This is a genomic window from Enterobacter sp. BIDMC 27 (assembly GCF_000534415.1).
GTDB lineage: Bacteria > Pseudomonadota > Gammaproteobacteria > Enterobacterales > Enterobacteriaceae > Enterobacter > Enterobacter hormaechei_C.
In genome coordinates, this window is record NZ_KI973178.1 from 2,986,155 (window position 1) to 3,006,599 (window position 20,445).

Consider the following 20,445-nt stretch of genomic DNA (forward strand, 5'->3'; position numbering starts at 1 on the left):
GCTTATACCAGTCGGGTTGTGTGCCAGGCCGCTTTGTCGGTGACCGTGTGATAAGGCGGACGCTGTAGCGCGTAGGCCATGGTCATCGCGTCGAGCATCGACCACAGGATATCGAGTTTGAACTGAAGGATCTCCAGCATCCGATTCTGCTTTTCCGCGCTATCGCAGTAACGCTTCGCCAGCTCCAGACCGTGTTCAACGTCGCGGCTGGCCTGGCTGAGGCGGCTGCGGAAATAAAAATAGCCTTCCTCTTTGATCCACGGGTAGTGCTGTGGCCAGCTGTCGAGACGCGACTGATGGATTTGCGGGGCGAACAGTTCGGTGAGCGAGCTGCATGCCGCCTCCTGCCAGTTGGCGCGGCGGGCGAAGTTAACGTAAGCGTCGACGGCGAAACGGACGCCGGGCAGCACGTGGCGTTCGCTGATTAAGTCCTCGCGGCTGAGCCCCACGGCTTCGCCCAGCTGTAGCCAGGCTTCGATACCGCCGTCATGACCGTTGCTGCCGTCGTGATCGAGGATCCGCTGCACCCATTTGCGACGCGTGTGCGGATCCGGGCAGTTCGCCATAATTGCCGCGTCTTTCAGCGGGATCGTCGTCTGGTAGTAAAACCGGTTCGCCACCCAGCCCTGGATCTGCTCGCGGCTGGCCTCGCCGTTATGCATCGCGATATGGTACGGATGGTGAATATGATAGTAGGCGCCTTTCGCCCGGAGGGCGTGCTCAAACTCTTGCGGTGAGAGCGTTTCGCGAATGTGCATAGTTAGTCCTGAAGCGTGATGTTCATCCCGTCCCAGCTCACTTCTATTCCCTGCTGCGCAAGGGCGTGACGCTGCGGCGACTGCTCGTTAAGGATCGGGTTGGTGTTATTAATGTGGATCAGAATCTTGCGCTTTGCCGGCAGCGAGGCCAGCAGCGCCATCATGCCGTGTTCATCGCCGAGCGCCAGATGGCCCATGTCGCGGCCGGTATTGCGCCCGACGCCAGTGGCCTGGAGTTCATCGTCCTGCCAGACGGTACCGTCAATCAGCAGACAGTCCGCTTTTTTAAGCCACGGCAGGATGGTGTCATCGGGTTCACCGAGACCCGGTGCGTAGAACAGCGTCTGACCGTTGCGGCGGTTCTCGATAAACAGCGCCACGTTATGCCCCGGCAGCGGGCGGTCGCGCCACGGCGAATAGGGCGGTGCGTTACTGGCGATGGGGACAGCGGTAAACTGCAAATCAGGGCAGGCTTCCACGCTAAAGGCGGTGAGCGGCGCGATCGGGTGGTGAATCAGGCCACCGTTCCAGTGCCGGAGCATGGTAAAAATCGGGAATCCGCTGGAAAGATCTTCATGCACCTCCGGCGTACACCATACCTGATGCGGGCACCCCTCGCGCAGGCTGAGCAGCCCGGTGGTGTGGTCAATCTGGCTATCGGTGAGAATAATGCCGCCAATATGCGTGCCGCGCAGAACCTCTTTCTTATTCAGTTCTGGCGTATGGGCAATCTGCTGGCTGATATCGGGGGAGGCGTTACACAGCACCCACTCTTTGCCGTTATCGCTGACGATGATCGACGACTGGGTGCGAGGGGTCGCCTGAAGGGTACCGTCGCGCAAACCCTGACAGTTTGCGCAGTTACAGTTCCACTGGGGGAAACCACCGCCAGCGGCGGAACCGAGGACTTTAATAAACATGAAGATGGGCCAGGTAGTCAAACAAAAATGCCCGCACGGATGGCGGGCAGAGCGATTAGCGGTTGGAAATGTACAGGGTCACTTCCAGGCCAAGACGTAAATCAATAAAAGCAGGTTTCTTCCACATCGTTTTTTCCTCTTTAAAAAAGCAGCACCAACGCCATTGTTTGTGCCAGTTTTGTGATGGTCATCAAATAATGCGTCACAGGAGGGCAAAGCTCAACCCGAAAGATGTAAGGAATTAACTTAATGTTTACAACGTAACCTATTGTTGCCAAACATTTTGCAATACCTTTTGCCAGTTGCCCCACAGCAGCTTATTCAGCACAAATTGATCATAGCCGCTGTCACGCAATGCGCTGATTAGCCGTGGTAAACCACTCACATCGTGTAAATCATCAGGCAACGTAATGCCGTCAAAATCGGAGCCCAGCGCGACATGATCGTCACCCATGATGTTAATAAGATAGTCGATATGACGAACGATTGTGCTCAGCGGGGTATCGCTATCGCGTTTACCGTCGGCGCGCAAAAACGCGTTGCCGAAATTGACGCCTGCCACGCCGCCGCTGTCGCGGATAGCCAGCAGCTGCCGATCGGTCAGATTGCGCGGTTGCGGGCACAGCGTATGGGCGTTGGAATGGGTGGCGACCAGCGGTGAAGAGGAATGACGAGCGGTATCCCAGAACGCTTTTTCATTCATATGCGAAACGTCAATCAGCATGTTCAGGGCGTTAGCGTGCTTAATGAGGGCGATACCCTCAGCGGTAAGCCCTGGGCCGCTGTCCGGGCTGCCGGGAAACGCCCCGTTAACGCCGGTGCCGAAACGGTTAGCAATGTTCCAGAAAGGCCCAATGCTGCGCACCCCGGCGGCATAGAAAGCCTGTAGATCGTCTCCCTCGCCGTCAAAACCGCCCGCGCCCTCAATATGCGCCACCATCGCCAGCACTTTATCCTGACGGCAGCGTTCGATATCCGCCGCGCTCAGGCACAATCGTGCCCGGCCATCGGAGTGGGCGACAAGCTGCTTAAGGATCGTCAACTGCTGCCAGAGAATGTCGACCGGCTGCCACGGCTCGCTGGCGTATTGTGGCGCCATGCGGGCGATATACTCCTGCGGCGGCACGAACAGCGCGAACAGCCCGCCGGAAAATCCGCCTTGCTGCATGCGTGGATAATCGAGGTGTCCTGTCTCAATGCCGGAGAAGAAGGCCGTTACCGGATCCTGGCGATGGTGAAGCCATAAATTAAGCAACAGGTCATTGTGACCATCAAAAATCGCCATAGCGCATCCCATTGTCTTTTATTGCTGCGAAAGTTGCCTGGCACGATAACCGATTTGTCCGGTCCGGCAAGGGGAAAATTACAACTTAGCAGCAATTGTTAATATCACTTAACAGTGAGGAGATCCGCAAAGCGGGTGGTGTAGCGGGGTGAAAGCATTTCCCGTTTCATCTGCCACGGCTGCTGAATACCCTGTCCCGCGAAGTAAAGCGTGCCACGGCCATTTTCAGCATTCAGATGGTCTAATACATCCATTAACTGTTGGCTGTTTTTCCTGGGTGCGTTGTCGTCAAACAGATTAAGTTGCGCGACGCCCTGGCTATAAAAGTCTCCCAGCATCACTCCGGCTTTCTGGTACCGATGGCCGTTCTTCCAGACCGCATCCAGACAACGAACTGATGCGCCGATAATATCCCGGCTATCCTGGGTTGGGGTGAGCAGTTTTACCGACGCGCTATTGCCATAATATGGCTCGTTAAGCGCGAAGGGCGAGGTTTTAACAAATACGGAGATAAAGCGGCAATGCTGATGCTCATTGCGAAGTTTTTCTGCCGCCCGGGCAGCATAACTACAGATGGCCTGGCGTACATCGTCATATTCCGTGATGCGTTCGCCAAACGAGCGCGAACAGACGATTTCTTGCTTTACCGGGGCAAACTCTTCCAGTTCAAGACACGATTCGCCCCGTAATTCACGCACCGTTCTCTCCAGCACGACATTGAAATGTTTTCTTATGAACCGGATATCGGTGTCTGCCAGTTGCAGGACGGTCTTAATCCCCATCATCTCAAGCTTCTTCGCTATGCGACGTCCTACACCCCAAACGTCTTCGACGGGTAGCGCCGCCATCAGCTTTCTCTGACGATCCACATTGGATAAATCAACAACGCCTCCCGTCTGGCGCTGCCAGCGTTTCGCCGCGTGATTTGCCAGTTTCGCCAGCGTCTTTGTGGGTGCGATGCCCACTCCGACGGTCAGATGGGTGCGTTGCAGTACGGTCGCTCTCATTTCATGCCCAAAGTCGGAAAGATCGCGACAATTACGCACGCCGGTAAGATCGCAAAAGATCTCATCAATTGAGTATATTTCGCTACGAGGCGACATCTCTTCAAGCGTGTTCATTACCCGGTTGGACATATCCGCGTAAAGTTCATAATTACTGCTGAAACAAACCACGCCATGATGCCTGAAGAGATCTTTCTGTTTGAAGTACGGTTCACCCATTTTCACAAAGGGTTTGGCTTCAGCGGAGCGAGAGATGACGCACCCATCGTTATTGGATAACACGACCACCGGTCGTCCCTTCAGGTCCGGGCGAAAAACCGTTTCACAGGAAGCATAGAAAGCGTTCACATCACACAGTGCAAACATGGTCAGCTCGCTCTGGTATCGCCAGGTGGGGTGAAAAACTGCATTATGATCACCGTTAATCAATACTGTATTTATATACAGTATTGTATATTGATAGCAAAGATCAAGGGTAACAAGGCATCATGGCGTACGGGCGTAGAAGGGTAATTATCACGACCAGACTATTTGGGTATACTTCTTCACTTATAACTATGCATGTCAGGTAACGAAATATGCGGGAGAGCATTAACGTTCTTTTTGTGGTGCTGTCTTTTGTGGCACTGATTATGCTGATACGCTTTTTCGTCAGGCGTATTCGGCATCCAACGCGCATCGTTGCCGATAGCCGGGGAATGAAAAAAATCTCAACCCATCCTGTCTGGTTTGGCGGCTCGTCAGGTAAAACCTACTTTTATGATGAGCAGTATTTATACGAGGTTATAAAGAGCAGCACCCGTAAAATTGAGCTGGCGACTATCATAAAAATTAAACCAGGCTCGATAGTGATAAATAACAGGCGGATCTGGTCTGTGACTTATCTTGAGGGAACCCGTGAAAAACAGGTGCAATTTTATAATAATCTGACGGTGTTTAATCAAAACTTCGCTGCGTTTTTAGAGGCAGTAAAACGCGTGAACCCTGAGGCAGATATTAAAGCCGTGTCATTGTTCAACCTGTGACTGGAATACAACATATGTGGCTTTCTGACTGCCCATACGACAGGTATGGGCAGTGAAGCCGTCGATATTACTTCTTCTTGTTCATCATCGCCTTGAGATCGGCAAAGGGGTTAAACGTGGCGACACCCACGTCTTTTTGCGCATCCTCACCCGCGACAACGGTGGTGCCATACTGATCCGCTTCGGTGTACTTTGAGTGTTCGTGATCGTGACAAAACAGGCACAACAGCTCCCAGTTACTGCCATCTTCCGGGTTATTGGTGTGATCGTGGTCGATATGGTGAACCGTGAGTTCACGAAGATTTGAATAAACAAACTCACGCGAGCAGCGTCCACAAACCCAGGGGTAGATTTTTAGCGCTTTTTCACGGTAGCCGCTTTCCAGCCGTGCGTAGTTTTTGGGGATCAGAGCCATTGCTGATGTTACCTGTTAAAAAGAGAATAGTTCACACTATATCCCATTATGAGATGTCAGGAGAATGCCTCCTCTTCGGGAAGGCAGCGTGCGATTTGCGTATTTCTGTCAGTTTATTTGAAGCATTCCGTTAAATAATCACCATTTATTCTCATCCGTTAATGCGTAGAGTAGGGATAACGCAATGCTTTATCAGGATACTCCACTATGAAAAAGATCGGATTTTTGTCGTTTGGTCACTGGACGCCGTCACCCCAGTCCGGCACGCGAACCGCGGCTGACACGCTGCTACAGTCCATCGATCTGGCGGTCGCCGCCGAAGAGCTGGGCGCGGACGGGGCTTATTTCCGTGTGCATCACTTTGCCCGCCAGCTCAGTTCGCCATTCCCCTTGCTGGCGGCAATAGGCGCGAAAACCAAACGCATTGAAATCGGGACGGGCGTGATCGACATGCGGTATGAAAATCCGCTGTATATGGCGGAAGATGCTGGCGCGGCAGATCTCATCTCCGGCGGGCGATTACAGCTTGGTATCAGCCGGGGTTCCCCGGAGCAGGTGATTGATGGCTGGCGTTATTTTGGTTACGTGCCGCAGGAAGGGGAAAACGAATCTGATATGGCGCGCCGCCACACAGAGGTACTGCTTGATGTATTACGCGGTGAAGGGTTTGCGAAGCCTAACCCACAGCCGATGTTCCCAAACCCGCCGGGATTGTTGCGTCTGGAGCCGCATTCAGAAGGCTTACGCGATCGTATCTGGTGGGGGGCTGGCTCTAATGCAACGGCAGTATGGGCGGCAACACTGGGGATGAACCTGCAAAGCTCAACGCTGAAAGATGATGAAACCGGCGAGCCGTTCCATATTCAGCAGGCAAAACAGATCCGTGCCTACCGACAGGCCTGGGCTGAGGCAGGGCATACCCGTCAGCCACGCGTTTCGGTCAGCCGCAGTATTTTTGCCCTGATGGACGATCGCGACCGGATGTATTTCGGTTCAAGCCGCAATGAAAGCGACAGCGTGGGCTATCTGGATGAGAAAACGCGGGCCATTTTCGGACGCAGCTATGCCGCAGAGCCAGACAAGCTGATTGAACAGTTGAAAAAGGATGAAGCGATCGCGGAAGCGGATACGCTGTTACTTACCGTGCCGAATCAGCTGGGCGTGGAATACAACGCACATGTGATCGAGTCCATCCTGAAACATGTCGCACCGGAAATGGGATGGCGCGATCGCAATGCTTAATCTGGCTCTCTGGTATCGCCGGTTTGGTGAGCCTGAATCGGTACTGCAAGCGGAAACTACACCATTGTCGCCGCGACAGCCGGGAGAGATACGTGTGCGCATGCTTTTTTCCCCGGTGAACGCCTCCGATCTCATCCCCATCACCGGAGCATATCGCCATCGCACGCCGCTGCCTGCGATAGCCGGTTATGAAGGGGTCGGAATAGTGACCGAAACGCCCGCCGCTTATCCGGCGCTACTGGGCAAGCGGGTCCTGCCGTTACGGGGGCAGGGAACCTGGCAGCGCTATGTCGACTGCCCGGCGGCGTATGCGGTTCCCGTCCCGGACGACGTCGACTCGCTACTTGCCGCGCGGGCGTATATCAACCCGCTTGCCGCACAGATAATGCTGGACCGCTATCCTCCGGTCGGGAAAACGGTGCTGCTCACCGCTGCCGGTTCTGACTGCGCCGTTCTGCTCGGGCAATGGGCACGCCAGGCGGGCGCAGAGGCGGTTTACGGGATCCATCGCTCGCCCGTGCACGCTCAACGTCTGGCTGAAATGGGGATCGTCCCGATTGCGCAACATGATACGGCCGCCGTCAACGCTGCCGCCGCGCAAGCGGAGGTGGTGTACGACGCCACGGGCGGCAGTCTGGCGGAGACGATCCTGAGCGTGATGCCCGAAACCGGCACCTTTGTCTGCTACGGGCTACTCTCCGGGCAGACCTTCCGGCAGCAGCGGCCGTTGCCGCGCGTGGCGTGGTTTCACATTCGTAACTATCTGGACGCGCTGAGCGCTGAGGCGTGGCAGGCGGAGTTTCGGCGCATCTGGCCTAAACTGCGCGCCAGCCAGTGCAGCGATGTCACCCTCTACCCGCTGTCGGAATGGCAGCGGGCAGTGGGCAACTATCGCGAAGCGGGAAGAACGGGTAAGCCCATGCTGTCGATGGACAATTAATCGGCCTTATGGCTCATGTCGCTCAGCAGTACAGCGATACTTTGTCCACCGGCGGTCTGCTCCAGGCCAATTTTGACAATAATTGTCAGCGGAACGGAGAGCAGCATGCCGACAGGCCCGAGCAGCCAGCCCCAGAAAATCAGGGACAGGAACACAACAAGGGTTGAAAGCCCCAGCCCGCGTCCCATTATCCGTGGTTCGAGAATGTTCCCGAAGACAAGGTTAATCACCAGATAGCCTGCCAGCAGAATCAGGGCATCATACAAACCGCTGAAAACCAGCACCTGAAGGATAGGGGGGATCGCCGCCAGCACGGAGCCGATGTTAGGAATATAGTTGAGCGCAAAGGCCAGCAGCCCCCAGACAAAGGCAAAACGCACATCCAGCGCGGCGAGCATCCCCCAGACCACTAATCCCGTCACCAGGCTGATGGCCGTTTTCAGCACCAGATAGCGTGAAACGCTGTCGAGCGCGCGCTGAATGGCGCCCATTCCCTCTACCGGACGCACCATGATGTGCTGGAGCTTTGCAGGCAGCTGTGGAACTTCCAGCAGCATAAACACAACCGTCAGGAACAGCAGGAAAATCGAGGTCATGGCGTTGGAGAGTTGTGCCAGCAGGCTGGTGACAATCGTCATGGCGGCATTCGGATCGATGTATTTAAGCAGTTCCTCAACCGAGACTTCGATACCCGCGCGTTGCAGCCAGGGTTCAATTTGCAGCAGCGGGGTCGCCAGGGAAGAGCGGTATGTCGGTAGCGTCCGCGCCAGCTCGTTCAGGGAGGTTCCCAGATAGGCGACTAACAGCACCATCGCAACGATAATAATACTGATAAGCAGGCTTATCGCCAGCACACGCGGGATGCGCAGCCGCACCATTCGCTGCACCAGCGGATTGAGGATCACCGCGATAAAAAGCGCCAGGATAAAAGGCACGATGATATCGGCCGCAAAACGAACGCCGGTCAGAATGATCATCAGCATGCCCAGCATGATGACGATCTTAAGCCCGTTGAGGGTGATAATAGGTTTGGCCATGGACGTTCCTGAACAGTTTTTTATTTATAATAGAGGGGAAAGCGGATTAAAAAAACTAACCAAAATCAAACAGACTGGGTAAAGAAATGAAAAGGCTTTGAGTAAATTCCTGGCTTATGATACAAATCAGGCGTGTTCAACTACCGAGGACAATTTTCATCCGCAAAGACGAGAAGCAACACCGCGGATAATTGTAATTTTATGGACAATTTGTTCAGGACGTATTTTTCAAACAACTCTGCTCTGTTTTCAACCTCCCTCTGCCTGCTTTCTGGTGAGCAACACTGGCGTTCCGCGCTATAGTCACGTCTTCTGCCTGAGCTAGCGCTATGCGCTTAGCTAACTGATTTAATTCCCAATTTTTTGGTTTGCTGTCCGCAGCGAGCCTCGATGGATTATATTCTCAAGCAGGAGAAAAAACATGTTTTACTGGATTTTATTAGCTCTGGCGATCGTCGCTGAAATTACCGGCACCTTGTCGATGAAATGGGCAAGCGTGAGTGATGGCAGCACCGGTTTTATTTTGATGCTGGTCATGATTACGCTTTCCTATATTTTCCTCTCTTTTGCGGTTAAAAAAATCGCGCTGGGCGTGGCATACGCATTGTGGGAAGGTATTGGTATTTTATTGATTACGCTGTTTAGCGTCATGTTATTTGATGAAACCCTGACGACAATGAAAATTGCCGGGCTGACGACCCTGGTCGCAGGTATCGTGCTGATTAAATCGGGTACACGCAAACCGGCAAAACAGCAGAAGGAGCAGACCCATGCAGCAGTTTGAATGGATCCACGCGGCCTGGCTGGCTTTCGCCATCGTTCTGGAAATTATTGCCAACGTCTTTCTGAAGTTCTCCGACGGTTTTCGTCGTAAAGCCTACGGCCTGTTATCGATTGCCGCGGTTCTGGGGGCGTTTAGCGCCCTGTCACAGGCGGTGAAAGGCATCGATCTGTCCGTGGCCTATGCGCTGTGGGGGGGCTTCGGTATTGCCGCCACCCTGGCGGCAGGCTGGATTATGTTCGGGCAGCGTTTAAACAATAAAGGCTGGATAGGGCTGGTATTACTGCTCGCCGGCATGATCATGATTAAACTGGCCTGAGTGACCTACTGCTGCGCCAGGGCTTCCAGCCGGTCGCGAAAACCGGTCACCGACAACGCCCGGTTATCGGCGCGCCAGCGGTCTTTCGCCGCTGGCGCAGAACTCTGAACGCCAATCAGCTGCCAGCCGTTATCGGTTTTTAACATCAGGGGCGATCCGCTATCACCCGGTAGCGTATCGCACTGATGCGACAGTACGCTGTTTTGCGCCCAACCCGTCACCACGCAGTCCGTATGGGTGTACAGCGAATCGAGGTGATCAACAGGATAACCTGATTGCGTCACTTTTCGATCGGCGGCTTTCAGGGCGGCGGTGAGCGCGGCCTTATCGCCATCAAAGAGCGGCAGCGGGGTGATCCCGGACGGCGGATAACGTAAAACGATCAGCCCGAAATCCCAGGAGGCCGCCCCGGGCGGCACAATCCAGCCATCGCCATCCGGTTTCAGGCGTTTGCCAAGCGACGGATCCACTCGCCCCTCAATACCGTGAATTTCGTAGCGCCATATTCCTTTTTGCGACACAAAGCGCAGGGCGATCGCTTTATCCGGTTTGCCTTCAGGCGGCATTAACAGGCAATGACCCGCCGTCAGCGCAAGGCGTGGCGTAATGAGGGTTGCGGTACATAAATTGCCGCTGGCGGTTTCCAGTTGCCCGATGGCATCCCAGGGCGATTCGGTAGGATCGGTGACACGCGTACGATCGTCATGACCAAAAAACAGCGTCTTTACCTCTTTGGCGCTAATGGCGTCATCGTCGCCATCATCCGCATGTGAAAAGCCAGCAAAAAGGCTAAACGTTCCCAGTAACAACACAACAGATTTACGCATATCACACTCTGGTGGGGGTAATTATGATTATTAAAAGTGAACCCTATGAAAATACTATAGACGCGACGGCGAGAAAGTGGGAGTAAAATCAGCGTGCTACATTCAGGAAAGATAAAAGTGGCTGGCGATGAGCGCGCATAAAATTAGCAGGATAAGAATGAACTCAAACCGATAGCGCCGCAGCATACGCCCTCCGGATAAAAAAACGGCGCTGACCGCAAACCCGTTCAGCGCCGGTTTACCAACGTGCCCCGAAGGGCACGGTTAAGCTTGTACTCTTACGCTGCTGGCTGTGCAGCAGGTTTAGCCGCTTCGTGTTTTGCCGCTTTTTTGTGATGTTTTTTAGCCGCCTGGGCTTTCTGCTCTACCGCAGGTTTTGCCGCTTTTTTATGGTGCTTTTTCGCGGCCTGCGCTTTTTGTTCTGCCGCTGGTTTAGCCGCTTTGTGATGTTTTTTATGGTGAACCGTTTTGGCCGGAGCAGCGGTGGATGCCGCAGGCGCTGCGGTGGCGGTAGTTTCAGCCGCGAATGCAGCGGAAGACAGACCCATAGCAGCGGCAACAACCAGAGCTAATACTTTTTTCATTTTCATACCCTCGAATTTGGTTTCTCATTTAACCCCACTGCGGGGCCGTTGAAATAACTATATCCCTGTAAATTCGGGGTTTCCGTGAGTGATTGGTATCGGCGTGTAACCATATGTACAACGCCAGGGTGGACCCCCGGCGCGTTCGGTTACAGGTAGCGGGACGTCAGGTGTTCGCGGAAGTAGCGGATATTCAGATCTTCACCCGTGGCCTGGGTGATGAGCTGCGACGTGCTGAAACGGCTGCCGTGCTGCCAGATATTCTGACGCAGCCAGTCAAACAGCGCCGAGAAATCGCCCCCGGCAATGGATGCCTGCAACCCGGGCAGCGCAGTTTTGGCGGCATGGAACAGCTGTGCCGCATACATTGCCCCCAGCGTGTAAGACGGGAAGTAGCCAAAACCGCCGTCGGTCCAGTGGATATCCTGCATACAGCCGTTGCGGTAGTTATCTTTGGTGGATAACCCAAGCCAGGCCTGCATTTTCTCATCCCATAACGCGGGAATATCATCGACTTCAATTTCGCCATTGATTAGCGCGCGCTCGATCTCATAGCGCAGCACCACATGCGCCGGATAGCTCACTTCATCCGCATCAACGCGGATGTAGCCCGGCTTCACGCGCTGGTTCCAGGCAATAAAATTCTCTTCGCTGAATGCCGCCTGGCTACCGAAACGGGCATGAACCGCCGGAAGCAGATGCTTCAGGAAAGCGTCGCTGCGGCCCAGCTGCATTTCAAAGAACAAGCTCTGGGATTCATGGATCGCCGTAGAACGCGCCAGCGCAACGGGCTGGCCGGCCCACGCTCGCGGAAGGTTTTGCTCGTAGCGGGCATGTCCGGTTTCGTGGATCACGCCGAAAAGCGCGCTGAGCAGTTCATCTTCATCGTAACGCGTGGTGATACGCACATCTTCCGGCACGCCGCCGCAGAACGGGTGGGCGCTAACGTCCAGACGACCGCCGTTAAAATCGAAGCCAAGCATTTTCATCGCTTCCAGGCCCAGCTCGCGCTGCGTGGCGGTCGGGAAGGGACCCTGTGGCGGAACGAACGATCGTTGAGCCTGTTTTTCCACAACCTTTGCCAGCAGCTCCGGCAGCCAGGACTTCAGATCGCCGAACAGCACATCCAGGCGAGCGCTGGTCATGTCGGGTTCAAAGATATCCAGCAGCGCGTCGTAAGGCGTGCAGCCTTTAGCCTCAGCGCGCAGGCGGGCCTCTTCACGACTGAGTTTCACCACCTCTTTCAGGTTGGCTGAAAAGCCCTGCCAGTCGTTGGCCGGACGCTGAGTGCGCCACGCGTGTTCACACCTGCTGCCCGCCAGCGATTTGGCCTCCACCAGCGATTCCGGCAGTAAAGTGGCCTGCTGGTAGTGGCGTGTCATTTCACGCAGGTTGGCTTGCTCAACGTCGTTCAGATCTTCGTCTGCCGCCGCCGCCAGCCATTCACCCACTTTTTTATCGGTCAGGATCTGATGTTGCAGGACGCTCATCTCCGCCAGCGCTTCACCGCGCGCGGCGCTGCCGCCTGGCGGCATCATGGTGAACATGTCCCAGCTGGCGATGGAGGAGAGGTGCGAGAAGCGGGAGAGGCGCTGGAAGGTGCGGGTGAGTTGTTGATAATTATTGTTTTTCATGAAGTCCTCGTGTCTGAATCAGCCGATGACAAAAATTAGCATCGGCTCGATTTAAACACGAAGAGGGCTGAATGTTAATGCAGTCGTTTATGCAGGCTCGCGCCCACCAGCAGCGCAGCGCACAGCATCAGCGCGATAAATCCGCCCACGCCGTTCCAGCCGTAGTTGTGCCAGAACACCCCGCCGAGCGTACCGGCTATGCTGGAACCAAGATAGTAACTGAACAGATACAGTGACGAAGCCTGACCTTTGGCGCGGCGCGCGCGCGGGCCAATCCAGCTGCTGGCAACGGAATGCGCGGCAAAGAAGCCCGCAGAGAAGAGCAGCATTCCGGCAAAAATCAGCCACAGGGAAGAGAAAAGCGTCATCAGCAGTCCGAACAGCATTACGGCGGTGGAAACCAGCATCACCGGACCACGGCCGAAGCGCGCGGTCATGGCGCCCGCTTTTGGCGAACTCCATGTCCCGGTGAGATACGCCACCGAGAGCAAACCCACCAATGCCTGGCTAAGATGCCACGGTGAAAGCATCAGACGATAGCCAATGTAGTTGAACAGCGTCACGAACGAGCCCATCAGCAGGAAACCGGTCAGGAACAAACGGGGCAGCCCTTGATCGCGCCAGTGCAGACGAAAGTTGATAAATAACGTTTTCGGACGCAGGGAGGTCGGGCGGAAATGGCGCGATTCCGGCAGGATTTTCCAGAACATCAGCGCCGAAGCGAGGGCGAAGCAGCCGATAACGGCCAGCGCAATGCGCCAGTTAAAGAAATCAGTAAACACACCGCTGAGCAGGCGTCCGCTCATCCCGCCGATAGAGTTCCCGCTAATGTACAGCCCCATGGAGAAGGCCACGAAGCTCGGGTGGATCTCCTCGCTGAGATAGGTCATCCCGACCGCCGCAACGCCGCTCAGGGATAACCCAATCAGCGCGCGCATGACCAGAATGCCGTGCCAGCTGGTCATCATGGTGGACAGCAAGGTACACACGGAGGCCAGCATTAACGCCGTTACCATGACCTGCTTACGCCCGATGGCATCCGAAAGTGGCCCAGTGAACAGCAGACCGATCGCCAGCATCCCGGTGGAAATGGAGAGCGAAATACTGCTGCTGGCTGGCGACACGCCAAATTCATGCGACAGGACCGGCAGGATCGGCTGAACGCAGTAGAGCAGGGCAAAAGTGGCGAGACCCGCTGAGAAGAGCGCCAGCGTGACGCGCATAAACTGGGGGGTACCACGTTTAATAAACTGAACCGGCTGCGGTGCTGCGGGTAAATCATCAATGTCGCTGGCCGGCGCGATATCAACGGTCGTTGTACGGCTCACACATAATCCTTGCTTAAACATCCCCGTGGTTTCTGGTGACGGGTATGACCACAAGATTAGGGTAGGAAAATGTAAATATTCTGTCTAATATATTAATAATCTCAAATGATACTTTAAAAATATGAATATCGAGCTGCGCCATCTGCGCTATTTTGTCGCCGTCGCCGAAGAGCTGCATTTTGGTCGTGCGGCGGCAAGGCTGAATATCTCTCAGCCACCGCTAAGCCAGCAGATCCAGATCCTGGAGCAGCAGGTCGGGGCGCGTCTGCTGGCGCGAACCAACCGCAGCGTGAGCCTGACGGCGGCGGGAAAACAGTTTCTCGCCGATAGCCGGCAGATCCTGAGTATGGTGGAGGACGCCGCCGCCAGAGCGGAACGGCTTTATCTTGGGGAGACGGGGGAGCTGCGCATCGGGTTTACCTCATCGGCCCCCTTTATCAGCGCTGTTTCACAAACGCTATCCTCGTTTCGCCGTAACTTTCCGGATGTGCATATTCAGACGCGCGAAATAAATACCCGGGAGCAGATATCGCCGCTTAACGAAGGATCGCTCGACCTGGGGCTGATGCGTAACACGCAGTTGCCTGATACCCTGGCGTGGCAGGTGATCCTCCGCGAACCGCTGATGGCGATGATCCCCCGGGATCATCCGCTCGCCGCGCAGCACAGCGTCTCGCTGGCTGAACTGGCGAAAGAGCCGTTTGTCTTTTTTGACCCACAGGTGGGTACCGGGTTGTATGACGATATTCTTGGTCTGATGCGGCGATATGGCCTTGTCCCGACTATCGCGCAGGAGGTGGGGGAAGCCATGACGATCATTGGTCTCGTTGCCGCAGGGCTTGGCGTGTCGATTCTCCCGGCCTCATTTAAACGGGTACAACTGGCGGAAATGCGCTGGGTGAAGATAGCCGAGCAGGATGCAGTCTCAGAGATGTGGCTGGTGTGGTCTAAACATCATGAACAGAGCCATGCGGCACAGCGTTTCAAAGAACAATTAATTACCGCTTCTCGCGGGCATTATTTATAGGGAAAAGTGGGCGAAAATGTGCAGTAAATCACATGGCTAAGTAAAAATTTGACGTCAGCCATTGAAGTGCTTCACCATAGCCCTCAGTTTATTTCGAAGCTCGAAAATAAGGGAGTACGAGGTGGTTGCTGATAGTCAGCCAGGGCATATCGATCAGATCAAGCAGACCAACGCGGGTGCCGTTTATCGCCTGATTGATCAGCTTGGTCCGGTTTCGCGTATCGATCTTTCGCGCCTGGCACAACTGGCACCCGCCAGTATTACCAAGATTGTCCGCGAAATGCTGGAAGCCCATCTGGTTCAGGAAACAGAAATTCAGGAGCCGGGCAGCCGTGGCCGTCCGGCGGTAGGGCTGGTGGTGGAAACGGAAGCCTGGCACTACCTGTCGCTGCGGATTAGCCGCGGGGAAATCTTCCTCGCGCTGCGCGACCTCAGCAGCAAGCTGGTGGTGGAGGACCGGCTGGAACTCCCGCTTAATGCAGAGCAACCACTTCTCGATGCCATTCTGACCCACATCGACCAGTTCTTTATTCGTCACCAGCAGCGTCTTGAACGTTTAACGGCGATTGCGATCACCCTGCCGGGAATTATTGATACCGAAAATGGCATTGTTCACCGCATGCCGTTTTATGAAAACGTCAAAGAGATGCCGCTGGGCGACGTGCTGGAAAACCACACCGGTGTGCCGGTCTACATTCAGCATGATATCAGCGCCTGGACGATGGCGGAGGCATTGTTTGGTGCCTCCCGGGGCGCACGCGACGTAATTCAGGTGGTGATTGATCATAACGTTGGCGCAGGTGTGATCACCGACGGGCGTCTGTTGCATGCTGGCAGCAGTAGCCTGGTGGAGATCGGCCATACGCAGGTCGATCCGTACGGAAAACGCTGCTACTGCGGTAACCATGGCTGTCTGGAGACGATTGCCAGCGTCGAAAGCGTGCTGGAGCTGGCGCAGGTGCGGCTCAGCCAGTCGATGAGCTCCACGCTGCACGGTCAACCGTTAAGCGTCGAGGCACTGTGCGCTGCGGCAAGGCAGGGCGATCTGCTGGCGAAGGACATTATTACCGGCGTGGGCAATAATGTCGGGCGCATTCTGGCCATTATGGTGAACCTGTTTAACCCGCAAAAAATACTGATCGGCTCCCCGCTCAGTCAGGCGGCGGATATCCTCTTTCCGGCGATTTCCGCCTGCATCAATCAGCAGGCGCTTCCCGCGTACAGTAAAAACATCGTGGTCGAGAGTACGCAATTTTCCAACCAGGGTACGATGGCCGGCGCCGCGCTGGTAAAAGATGCGATGTACAACGGCTCGTTACTGATTCGTTTGCTACAGGGCTAACTCTTTTCCAGAGATGTACGAAAAATTGCGCTATCTCAAGCCCGGTAGCGCACGCATCCCGTAGACTTTCCCCACTGAATTATTTACCTGGTTTATATTTTGAAGCATACCCAAGAGGTGGAATGAGTCATGCTTAAGCGTTTCTTTATTACTGGTACGGATACGTCTGTCGGGAAGACAGTCGTATCCCGCGCGTTACTTCAGGCCCTGGCGGCAAGCGGTAAACGCGTTGCAGGATACAAGCCGGTTGCAAAAGGCAGTAAAGAGACGCCAGAAGGGCTGCGCAATAAGGATGCCCTGGTTCTGCAAAGCGTCTCGTCTCTGGAACTGCCTTATGATGCCGTTAATCCTATCGCCTTAAGCGAAGAGGAAAGCAGCGTCGCTCACAGTGGGCTTATCAACTACAGCCTGCTTTCTGATGGCCTGGCAAATCTGAGTGAAAAGGTTGACCACGTTGTCGTTGAAGGGACCGGCGGCTGGCGCAGCCTGATGAACGATTTACGTCCCCTTTCCGAATGGGTGGTGCAGGAGCAGTTGCCGGTGATTATGGTCGTGGGCATTCAGGAAGGGTGCATCAACCATGCCTTGCTGACGGCGCAGGCTATCGCTAATGACGGCCTGCCGCTGATTGGTTGGGTGGCGAACCGTATTAACCCGGGCCTTGCGCACTACGCTGAAATCATCGATGTGCTGAGCAAAAAGCTGCCTGGCCCGCTGGTGGGCGAACTGCCTTATCTGCCCCGCGCCGAGCAGCGCGAATTAGCGCACTACATCGATCTCTCGGCTTTCGGCGGTATGCTGGCCGTAGATCGAGTCGTGGCGTAGCGTTCTCGACAATACCGACGCCACAACACAGGCAACCAGCAAACCGGGAAGTAAAAAATACTGCCCGGTCATCTCACATACCATCAAGGCCGACATGATTGGCGCATGCGTTGTGGCGGCGAGCAGCGTCGCCATACCCGCTAGCCCGAGCAGGATCGCCGTCTCAGAGCCAGGAAACCACAGCGCAAAGATCTGCGCAAACAGCATTCCCGTTGCCATACCGACAAACAAGGTTGGCGTGAACACGCCTCCCGGCGCGCCGGACCCGCTGCTTGCCAGCACCGCCAGCAGTTTGCAAATAAAGACGCCAGCAATCACCGACAGCAGCGGCGGCGACTGCAAAAACGCCTGAACCACGCTATAGCCATTCCCCCATACCTTCGGCGTCAGCAGCGACAGCAGCCCGACGATCAGACCACCCAGCGCCAGCTGCCACGGCGGTGAAAGTTTGAGACGCAGAAACAGCCTGTGGCTGGCCGCCATCAGCCACATCAGCAGCGGGCCGCAAACGCCAGCCAGCAGACCCACGCCAACGATCAGGAAATAATCCACCGCCGTAAGCATCTCGCTGAGATGGACATCATATAGCGTATTCGCGCCGGGACTTAACAGGCGCGTGGTCAGCAGGGCCACTACAGCAGCAATCACCACCGGGCCGAGGGAGGCCAGCATCAGCGTGCCAAACAGGATCTCTGCGATAAACAGGCTGCCCGCCAGCGGCGCATGATAGGCGCTGGCCATCCCGGCGGCGGCACCGCAGGCGATCCACAGTTTCCATTCGGATTTCGGCGTACAACGTTGTGCAAAAAAGGAGGCGGCGAGGGCGGCGAGCAGGATCATGGCGCCTTCACGGCCGATGGCGCTGCCGCTGGCGACCACCAGCAACGACGCGAGGGATTTCACCAGGCTGGCGCCGTAATCAAACTGGCCGTCACCCGTCTCAAGCGCTTCCATATAATCGGTGGGGGCGTGGGGACGTTGTGCCGTCATGCGCTGCCATCCCCACAGTAGCATTCCCGCGGCCAGACCACCCAGCGCAGGCGTCAGCGCCCGCCGCCAGGGTGATAACGCGGCTGCGGCGTTCACCAGACTTCCGCTTTCGTTGCTGAGAAATAGCCACTTCAGCAGATACATGCTGTGGCGGAACACCGCAACGGCCAGCGCCGCCAGCACGCCGGTGACGGTAGCAATCAGGAGACGACGAAACATCGCGCGGATGTCGGGGTAAGCGTGAAGACGTTGCATGAAGTCGTGATTTAACGGGGACGATACAATATTGTGGCGGTAAATCGGGAGGTTAGCAAAAGGTATGCGTGCGGAAAAAGGCCGGGCAGTACCCGGCCTGAATGCTTAACTCTCGCTATGAATATTCAACGCCCGGCGCGTACGCCCTGAGCTCAAATATTCCGCAATATAATCCTGGGATATTTCGCCGTTATAGCGTCCGTCCTCGTCCACAATCGGCATCCAGCTGGTGTTGCTCTCATACAGGCGAGAAAGCACCACGCGCAGGTTATCCTCGGCCTTACCGGTCATGCGGAACGGATGCAGAATATCCCCGCAGCTGCCGTTGGCGTTACGCGCTTCGCGGCGCTTCACAAAGCCGAGCGGTTTGCCGTGCTCATCAACCACGGTAATGGCGCGAATATCGTTGTCATCCATGGTGGCGAAGGCCTCCGGCAGCGGCGTCGATTCGCGTACCGTAATGGTAGGCTGCTGGTCGGTGACGTCGCCCGCCGATACCAGCAGCAGGCGTTTCAACGTCCGGTCCTGGCCAACAAACGAGCCAACAAACTCATTCGCGGGTTTCGCCAGCAGCTCGTCCGGGCTGGCGCACTGCACGATACGTCCCTGACGGAAGACGGCAATACGGTCGCCCAGCTTCAGCGCTTCGTCAATATCGTGGCTCACCAGCATCACGGTCTTTTTCAGCTTGCGCTGCATCTCCAGGAACTGGTTCTGGATCACTTCTCGGTTAATCGGGTCGACCGCGCCGAACGGTTCATCCATCAGCAGGACCGGAGGATCCGCTGCCAGCGCGCGGATGACGCCGATACGCTGCTGCTGACCGCCGGACATTTCGCGCGGATAGCGGTGAAGGAATTTATGCGGATCCATTGCCACCATATCCATCAGCTCTTCGGCGCGGGATTTACATCGCGCTTTGTCCCAGCCCAGCATGCGCGGCACGACGGTAATGTTCTCTTCGATGGTCATGTTCGGGAACAGGCCAATTTGCTGGATCACGTAGCCAATGTTGCGACGCAGGGTCACGGTGTCCATTCCGCTGGTGTCTTCGCCGTTAATCAGGATCGTCCCGCTGCTTGGCGTAATGAGACGGTTGATCATCTTCAGGGTAGTGGTTTTCCCGCAGCCGGACGGGCCGAGCAGCACGCACATTTCCCCTTCAGGCACGTTCAGGTTGACGTTGTCGACGGCCTTAAACGTCTGGCCGTGTTTCTGTGAAAATTGTTTGGTGAGGTTTTCCAGTTTTATCATTATCGAATCCCCTTCGGAGTCAGTACCACCTGCAAACGGTGCAGCAACCAGTCGAGCACAATCGCTAAAAGACAAATCATCAGCGCGCCCGCAATCAACATACGAATATCACTCCCGCCAATACCGTTAAGCAGCAGCAGGCCCAGCCCGCCCGCGCCGATCACGGCGGCAATCGCCATGACGCCGATGTTCATCACCACGGCGGTGCGGATGCCGCCAAAAATCACCGGCAACGCCATCGGGATTTCCACCCAGCGCAGACGCTGCCAGAAGGTCATGCCGATGCCGCGTCCCGCTTCACGCAGGCCCGGCGGCAGGCTGTCGAGCGCCGTGTGGGTGTTACGCACAATCGGCAGCAGCGAATAGAGGAACACCGCCGTAATCGCGGGCAGGGCGCCAATGCCCTGACCGATCAGCGAAAAGAGCGGGATCATCAGGCCGAAAAGCGCAATTGACGGGATGGTGAGCACAATGGTGGCAATCCCCAGCACCGGCGTTGCCAGCCATTTATGGCGGACAATTAAAATGCCCAGCGGCACGCCAATAATAATCGCCAGGCCCACGGCGAGCGCCACCAGCCACAGGTGTTGCAGCGTCAGGGTTAAGAGATAGTCCCAGTTGTCGAGAATATAGTGAATCGTCTCCATAGCGCC

Annotated in this window: 23 protein-coding genes; 8 read left to right on the forward strand and 15 right to left on the reverse strand. The window is 55.7% G+C overall.

The window, feature by feature from the left end; translation table 11 throughout:
• Positions 1-2 precede the first annotated feature (2 nt).
• The 5 genes from pqqC to L463_RS08520 form a co-directional block, all read right to left on the reverse strand.
• Positions 3-758 (reverse strand): pyrroloquinoline-quinone synthase PqqC, encoded by a 756-nt coding sequence (gene pqqC, locus L463_RS08535; RefSeq protein ID WP_003857506.1) that lies wholly within the window; start codon positions 756-758, stop codon positions 3-5.
• Between the two features lie 2 nt (positions 759-760).
• Positions 761-1,678 carry a pyrroloquinoline quinone biosynthesis protein PqqB gene (pqqB, locus tag L463_RS08530; protein WP_017384563.1) on the reverse strand — a complete coding sequence of 306 codons (918 nt, stop codon included), beginning with the start codon at positions 1,676-1,678 and terminating at the stop codon, positions 761-763.
• 55 nt (positions 1,679-1,733) lie between these two features.
• Positions 1,734-1,805 carry a pyrroloquinoline quinone precursor peptide PqqA gene (gene pqqA, locus L463_RS23650; protein ID WP_002905689.1) on the reverse strand — a complete coding sequence of 24 codons (72 nt, stop codon included), beginning with the start codon at positions 1,803-1,805 and terminating at the stop codon, positions 1,734-1,736.
• A 138-nt stretch (positions 1,806-1,943) separates the two neighbouring features.
• Positions 1,944-2,963 (reverse strand): dipeptidase, encoded by a 1,020-nt coding sequence (locus L463_RS08525; RefSeq protein WP_032104215.1) that lies wholly within the window; start codon positions 2,961-2,963, stop codon positions 1,944-1,946.
• Between the two features lie 104 nt (positions 2,964-3,067).
• Entirely contained in the window at positions 3,068-4,333 is a 1,266-nt protein-coding gene (locus L463_RS08520) for a Y-family DNA polymerase (protein ID WP_032104217.1), read from the reverse strand.
• A gap of 212 nt (positions 4,334-4,545) precedes the next feature.
• Between L463_RS08520 and L463_RS08515 the strand changes: the two genes are divergently transcribed.
• A complete protein-coding gene (locus L463_RS08515; RefSeq protein ID WP_017384560.1) occupies positions 4,546-4,992 on the forward strand; it encodes a hypothetical protein in 447 nt (148 codons plus the stop codon).
• A gap of 67 nt (positions 4,993-5,059) precedes the next feature.
• Here L463_RS08515 and yajD read toward each other — a convergent pair whose 3' ends face one another.
• Positions 5,060-5,407 (reverse strand): HNH nuclease YajD, encoded by a 348-nt coding sequence (gene yajD, locus L463_RS08510; protein ID WP_006808895.1) that lies wholly within the window; start codon positions 5,405-5,407, stop codon positions 5,060-5,062.
• A 207-nt stretch (positions 5,408-5,614) separates the two neighbouring features.
• Between yajD and L463_RS08505 the strand changes: the two genes are divergently transcribed.
• A complete protein-coding gene (locus L463_RS08505) occupies positions 5,615-6,649 on the forward strand; it encodes an LLM class flavin-dependent oxidoreductase (protein ID WP_017384559.1) in 1,035 nt (344 codons plus the stop codon).
• Entirely contained in the window at positions 6,642-7,589 is a 948-nt protein-coding gene (locus tag L463_RS08500) for a zinc-dependent alcohol dehydrogenase family protein (protein WP_032104218.1), read from the forward strand. The genes L463_RS08505 and L463_RS08500 overlap by 8 nt, the downstream gene beginning before the upstream one ends.
• Here L463_RS08500 and L463_RS08495 read toward each other — a convergent pair.
• Entirely contained in the window at positions 7,586-8,626 is a 1,041-nt protein-coding gene (locus tag L463_RS08495; RefSeq protein WP_015570634.1) for an AI-2E family transporter, read from the reverse strand. The two genes, L463_RS08500 and L463_RS08495, sit on opposite strands and share 4 nt — an antisense overlap.
• Positions 8,627-9,047: 421 nt before the next feature.
• On the opposite strand from L463_RS08495, the gene mdtJ reads away from it, so the two are divergent.
• A complete protein-coding gene (gene mdtJ, locus L463_RS08490; RefSeq protein ID WP_015570633.1) occupies positions 9,048-9,410 on the forward strand; it encodes a multidrug/spermidine efflux SMR transporter subunit MdtJ in 363 nt (120 codons plus the stop codon).
• On the forward strand, positions 9,397-9,726 hold the full coding sequence (mdtI, locus tag L463_RS08485; RefSeq protein ID WP_003857463.1) for a multidrug/spermidine efflux SMR transporter subunit MdtI: 330 nt from the start codon (positions 9,397-9,399) through the stop codon (positions 9,724-9,726). The genes mdtJ and mdtI overlap by 14 nt, the downstream gene beginning before the upstream one ends.
• Positions 9,727-9,731: 5 nt before the next feature.
• Here the strand turns inward: mdtI and L463_RS08480 are convergent, their stop codons facing one another.
• The 5 genes from L463_RS08480 to L463_RS08465 form a co-directional block, all read right to left on the reverse strand.
• Complete coding sequence (locus tag L463_RS08480; protein ID WP_003857461.1) at positions 9,732-10,553, reverse strand: trypsin-like serine peptidase; 822 nt, start codon at positions 10,551-10,553, stop codon at positions 9,732-9,734.
• Between the two features lie 102 nt (positions 10,554-10,655).
• Positions 10,656-10,739: a small membrane protein YdgU gene (locus L463_RS24735; protein WP_057979992.1), complete on the reverse strand. Its 84-nt coding sequence runs from the start codon at positions 10,737-10,739 to the stop codon at positions 10,656-10,658.
• Between the two features lie 92 nt (positions 10,740-10,831).
• Complete coding sequence (gene asr, locus L463_RS08475; RefSeq protein WP_003857459.1) at positions 10,832-11,137, reverse strand: acid resistance repetitive basic protein Asr; 306 nt, start codon at positions 11,135-11,137, stop codon at positions 10,832-10,834.
• Between the two features lie 149 nt (positions 11,138-11,286).
• Positions 11,287-12,771 carry a carboxypeptidase M32 gene (locus L463_RS08470; protein WP_015570631.1) on the reverse strand — a complete coding sequence of 495 codons (1,485 nt, stop codon included), beginning with the start codon at positions 12,769-12,771 and terminating at the stop codon, positions 11,287-11,289.
• Between the two features lie 74 nt (positions 12,772-12,845).
• Positions 12,846-14,099: an MFS transporter gene (locus L463_RS08465; RefSeq protein WP_017384556.1), complete on the reverse strand. Its 1,254-nt coding sequence runs from the start codon at positions 14,097-14,099 to the stop codon at positions 12,846-12,848.
• Between the two features lie 121 nt (positions 14,100-14,220).
• Between L463_RS08465 and L463_RS08460 the strand changes: the two genes are divergently transcribed.
• The 3 genes from L463_RS08460 to bioD all read left to right on the forward strand — a co-directional run bounded on the left by L463_RS08460 (position 14,221) and on the right by bioD (position 17,293).
• A complete protein-coding gene (locus L463_RS08460) occupies positions 14,221-15,126 on the forward strand; it encodes a LysR family transcriptional regulator (protein ID WP_015570629.1) in 906 nt (301 codons plus the stop codon).
• A 121-nt stretch (positions 15,127-15,247) separates the two neighbouring features.
• Complete coding sequence (gene mlc, locus L463_RS08455; RefSeq protein WP_003857451.1) at positions 15,248-16,468, forward strand: sugar metabolism global transcriptional regulator Mlc; 1,221 nt, start codon at positions 15,248-15,250, stop codon at positions 16,466-16,468.
• 129 nt (positions 16,469-16,597) lie between these two features.
• Positions 16,598-17,293, forward strand: coding sequence for a dethiobiotin synthase (bioD, locus tag L463_RS08450; protein WP_015570628.1), 696 nt, complete (start codon positions 16,598-16,600; stop codon positions 17,291-17,293).
• On the opposite strand, the gene clcB is transcribed toward bioD, so the two are convergent.
• From clcB to osmW, 3 genes are all read right to left on the reverse strand, one after another.
• Entirely contained in the window at positions 17,228-18,538 is a 1,311-nt protein-coding gene (gene clcB, locus L463_RS08445; protein ID WP_032104869.1) for a voltage-gated ClC-type chloride channel ClcB, read from the reverse strand. The genes bioD and clcB overlap by 66 nt on opposite strands.
• 105 nt (positions 18,539-18,643) lie before the next feature.
• On the reverse strand, positions 18,644-19,792 hold the full coding sequence (osmV, locus tag L463_RS08440) for an osmoprotectant ABC transporter ATP-binding protein OsmV (protein WP_023296526.1): 1,149 nt from the start codon (positions 19,790-19,792) through the stop codon (positions 18,644-18,646).
• Complete coding sequence (gene osmW, locus L463_RS08435) at positions 19,792-20,439, reverse strand: osmoprotectant ABC transporter permease OsmW (RefSeq protein WP_006808875.1); 648 nt, start codon at positions 20,437-20,439, stop codon at positions 19,792-19,794. Before osmW ends, osmV begins: the two co-directional genes overlap by 1 nt.
• Positions 20,440-20,445: the final 6 nt, after the last annotated feature.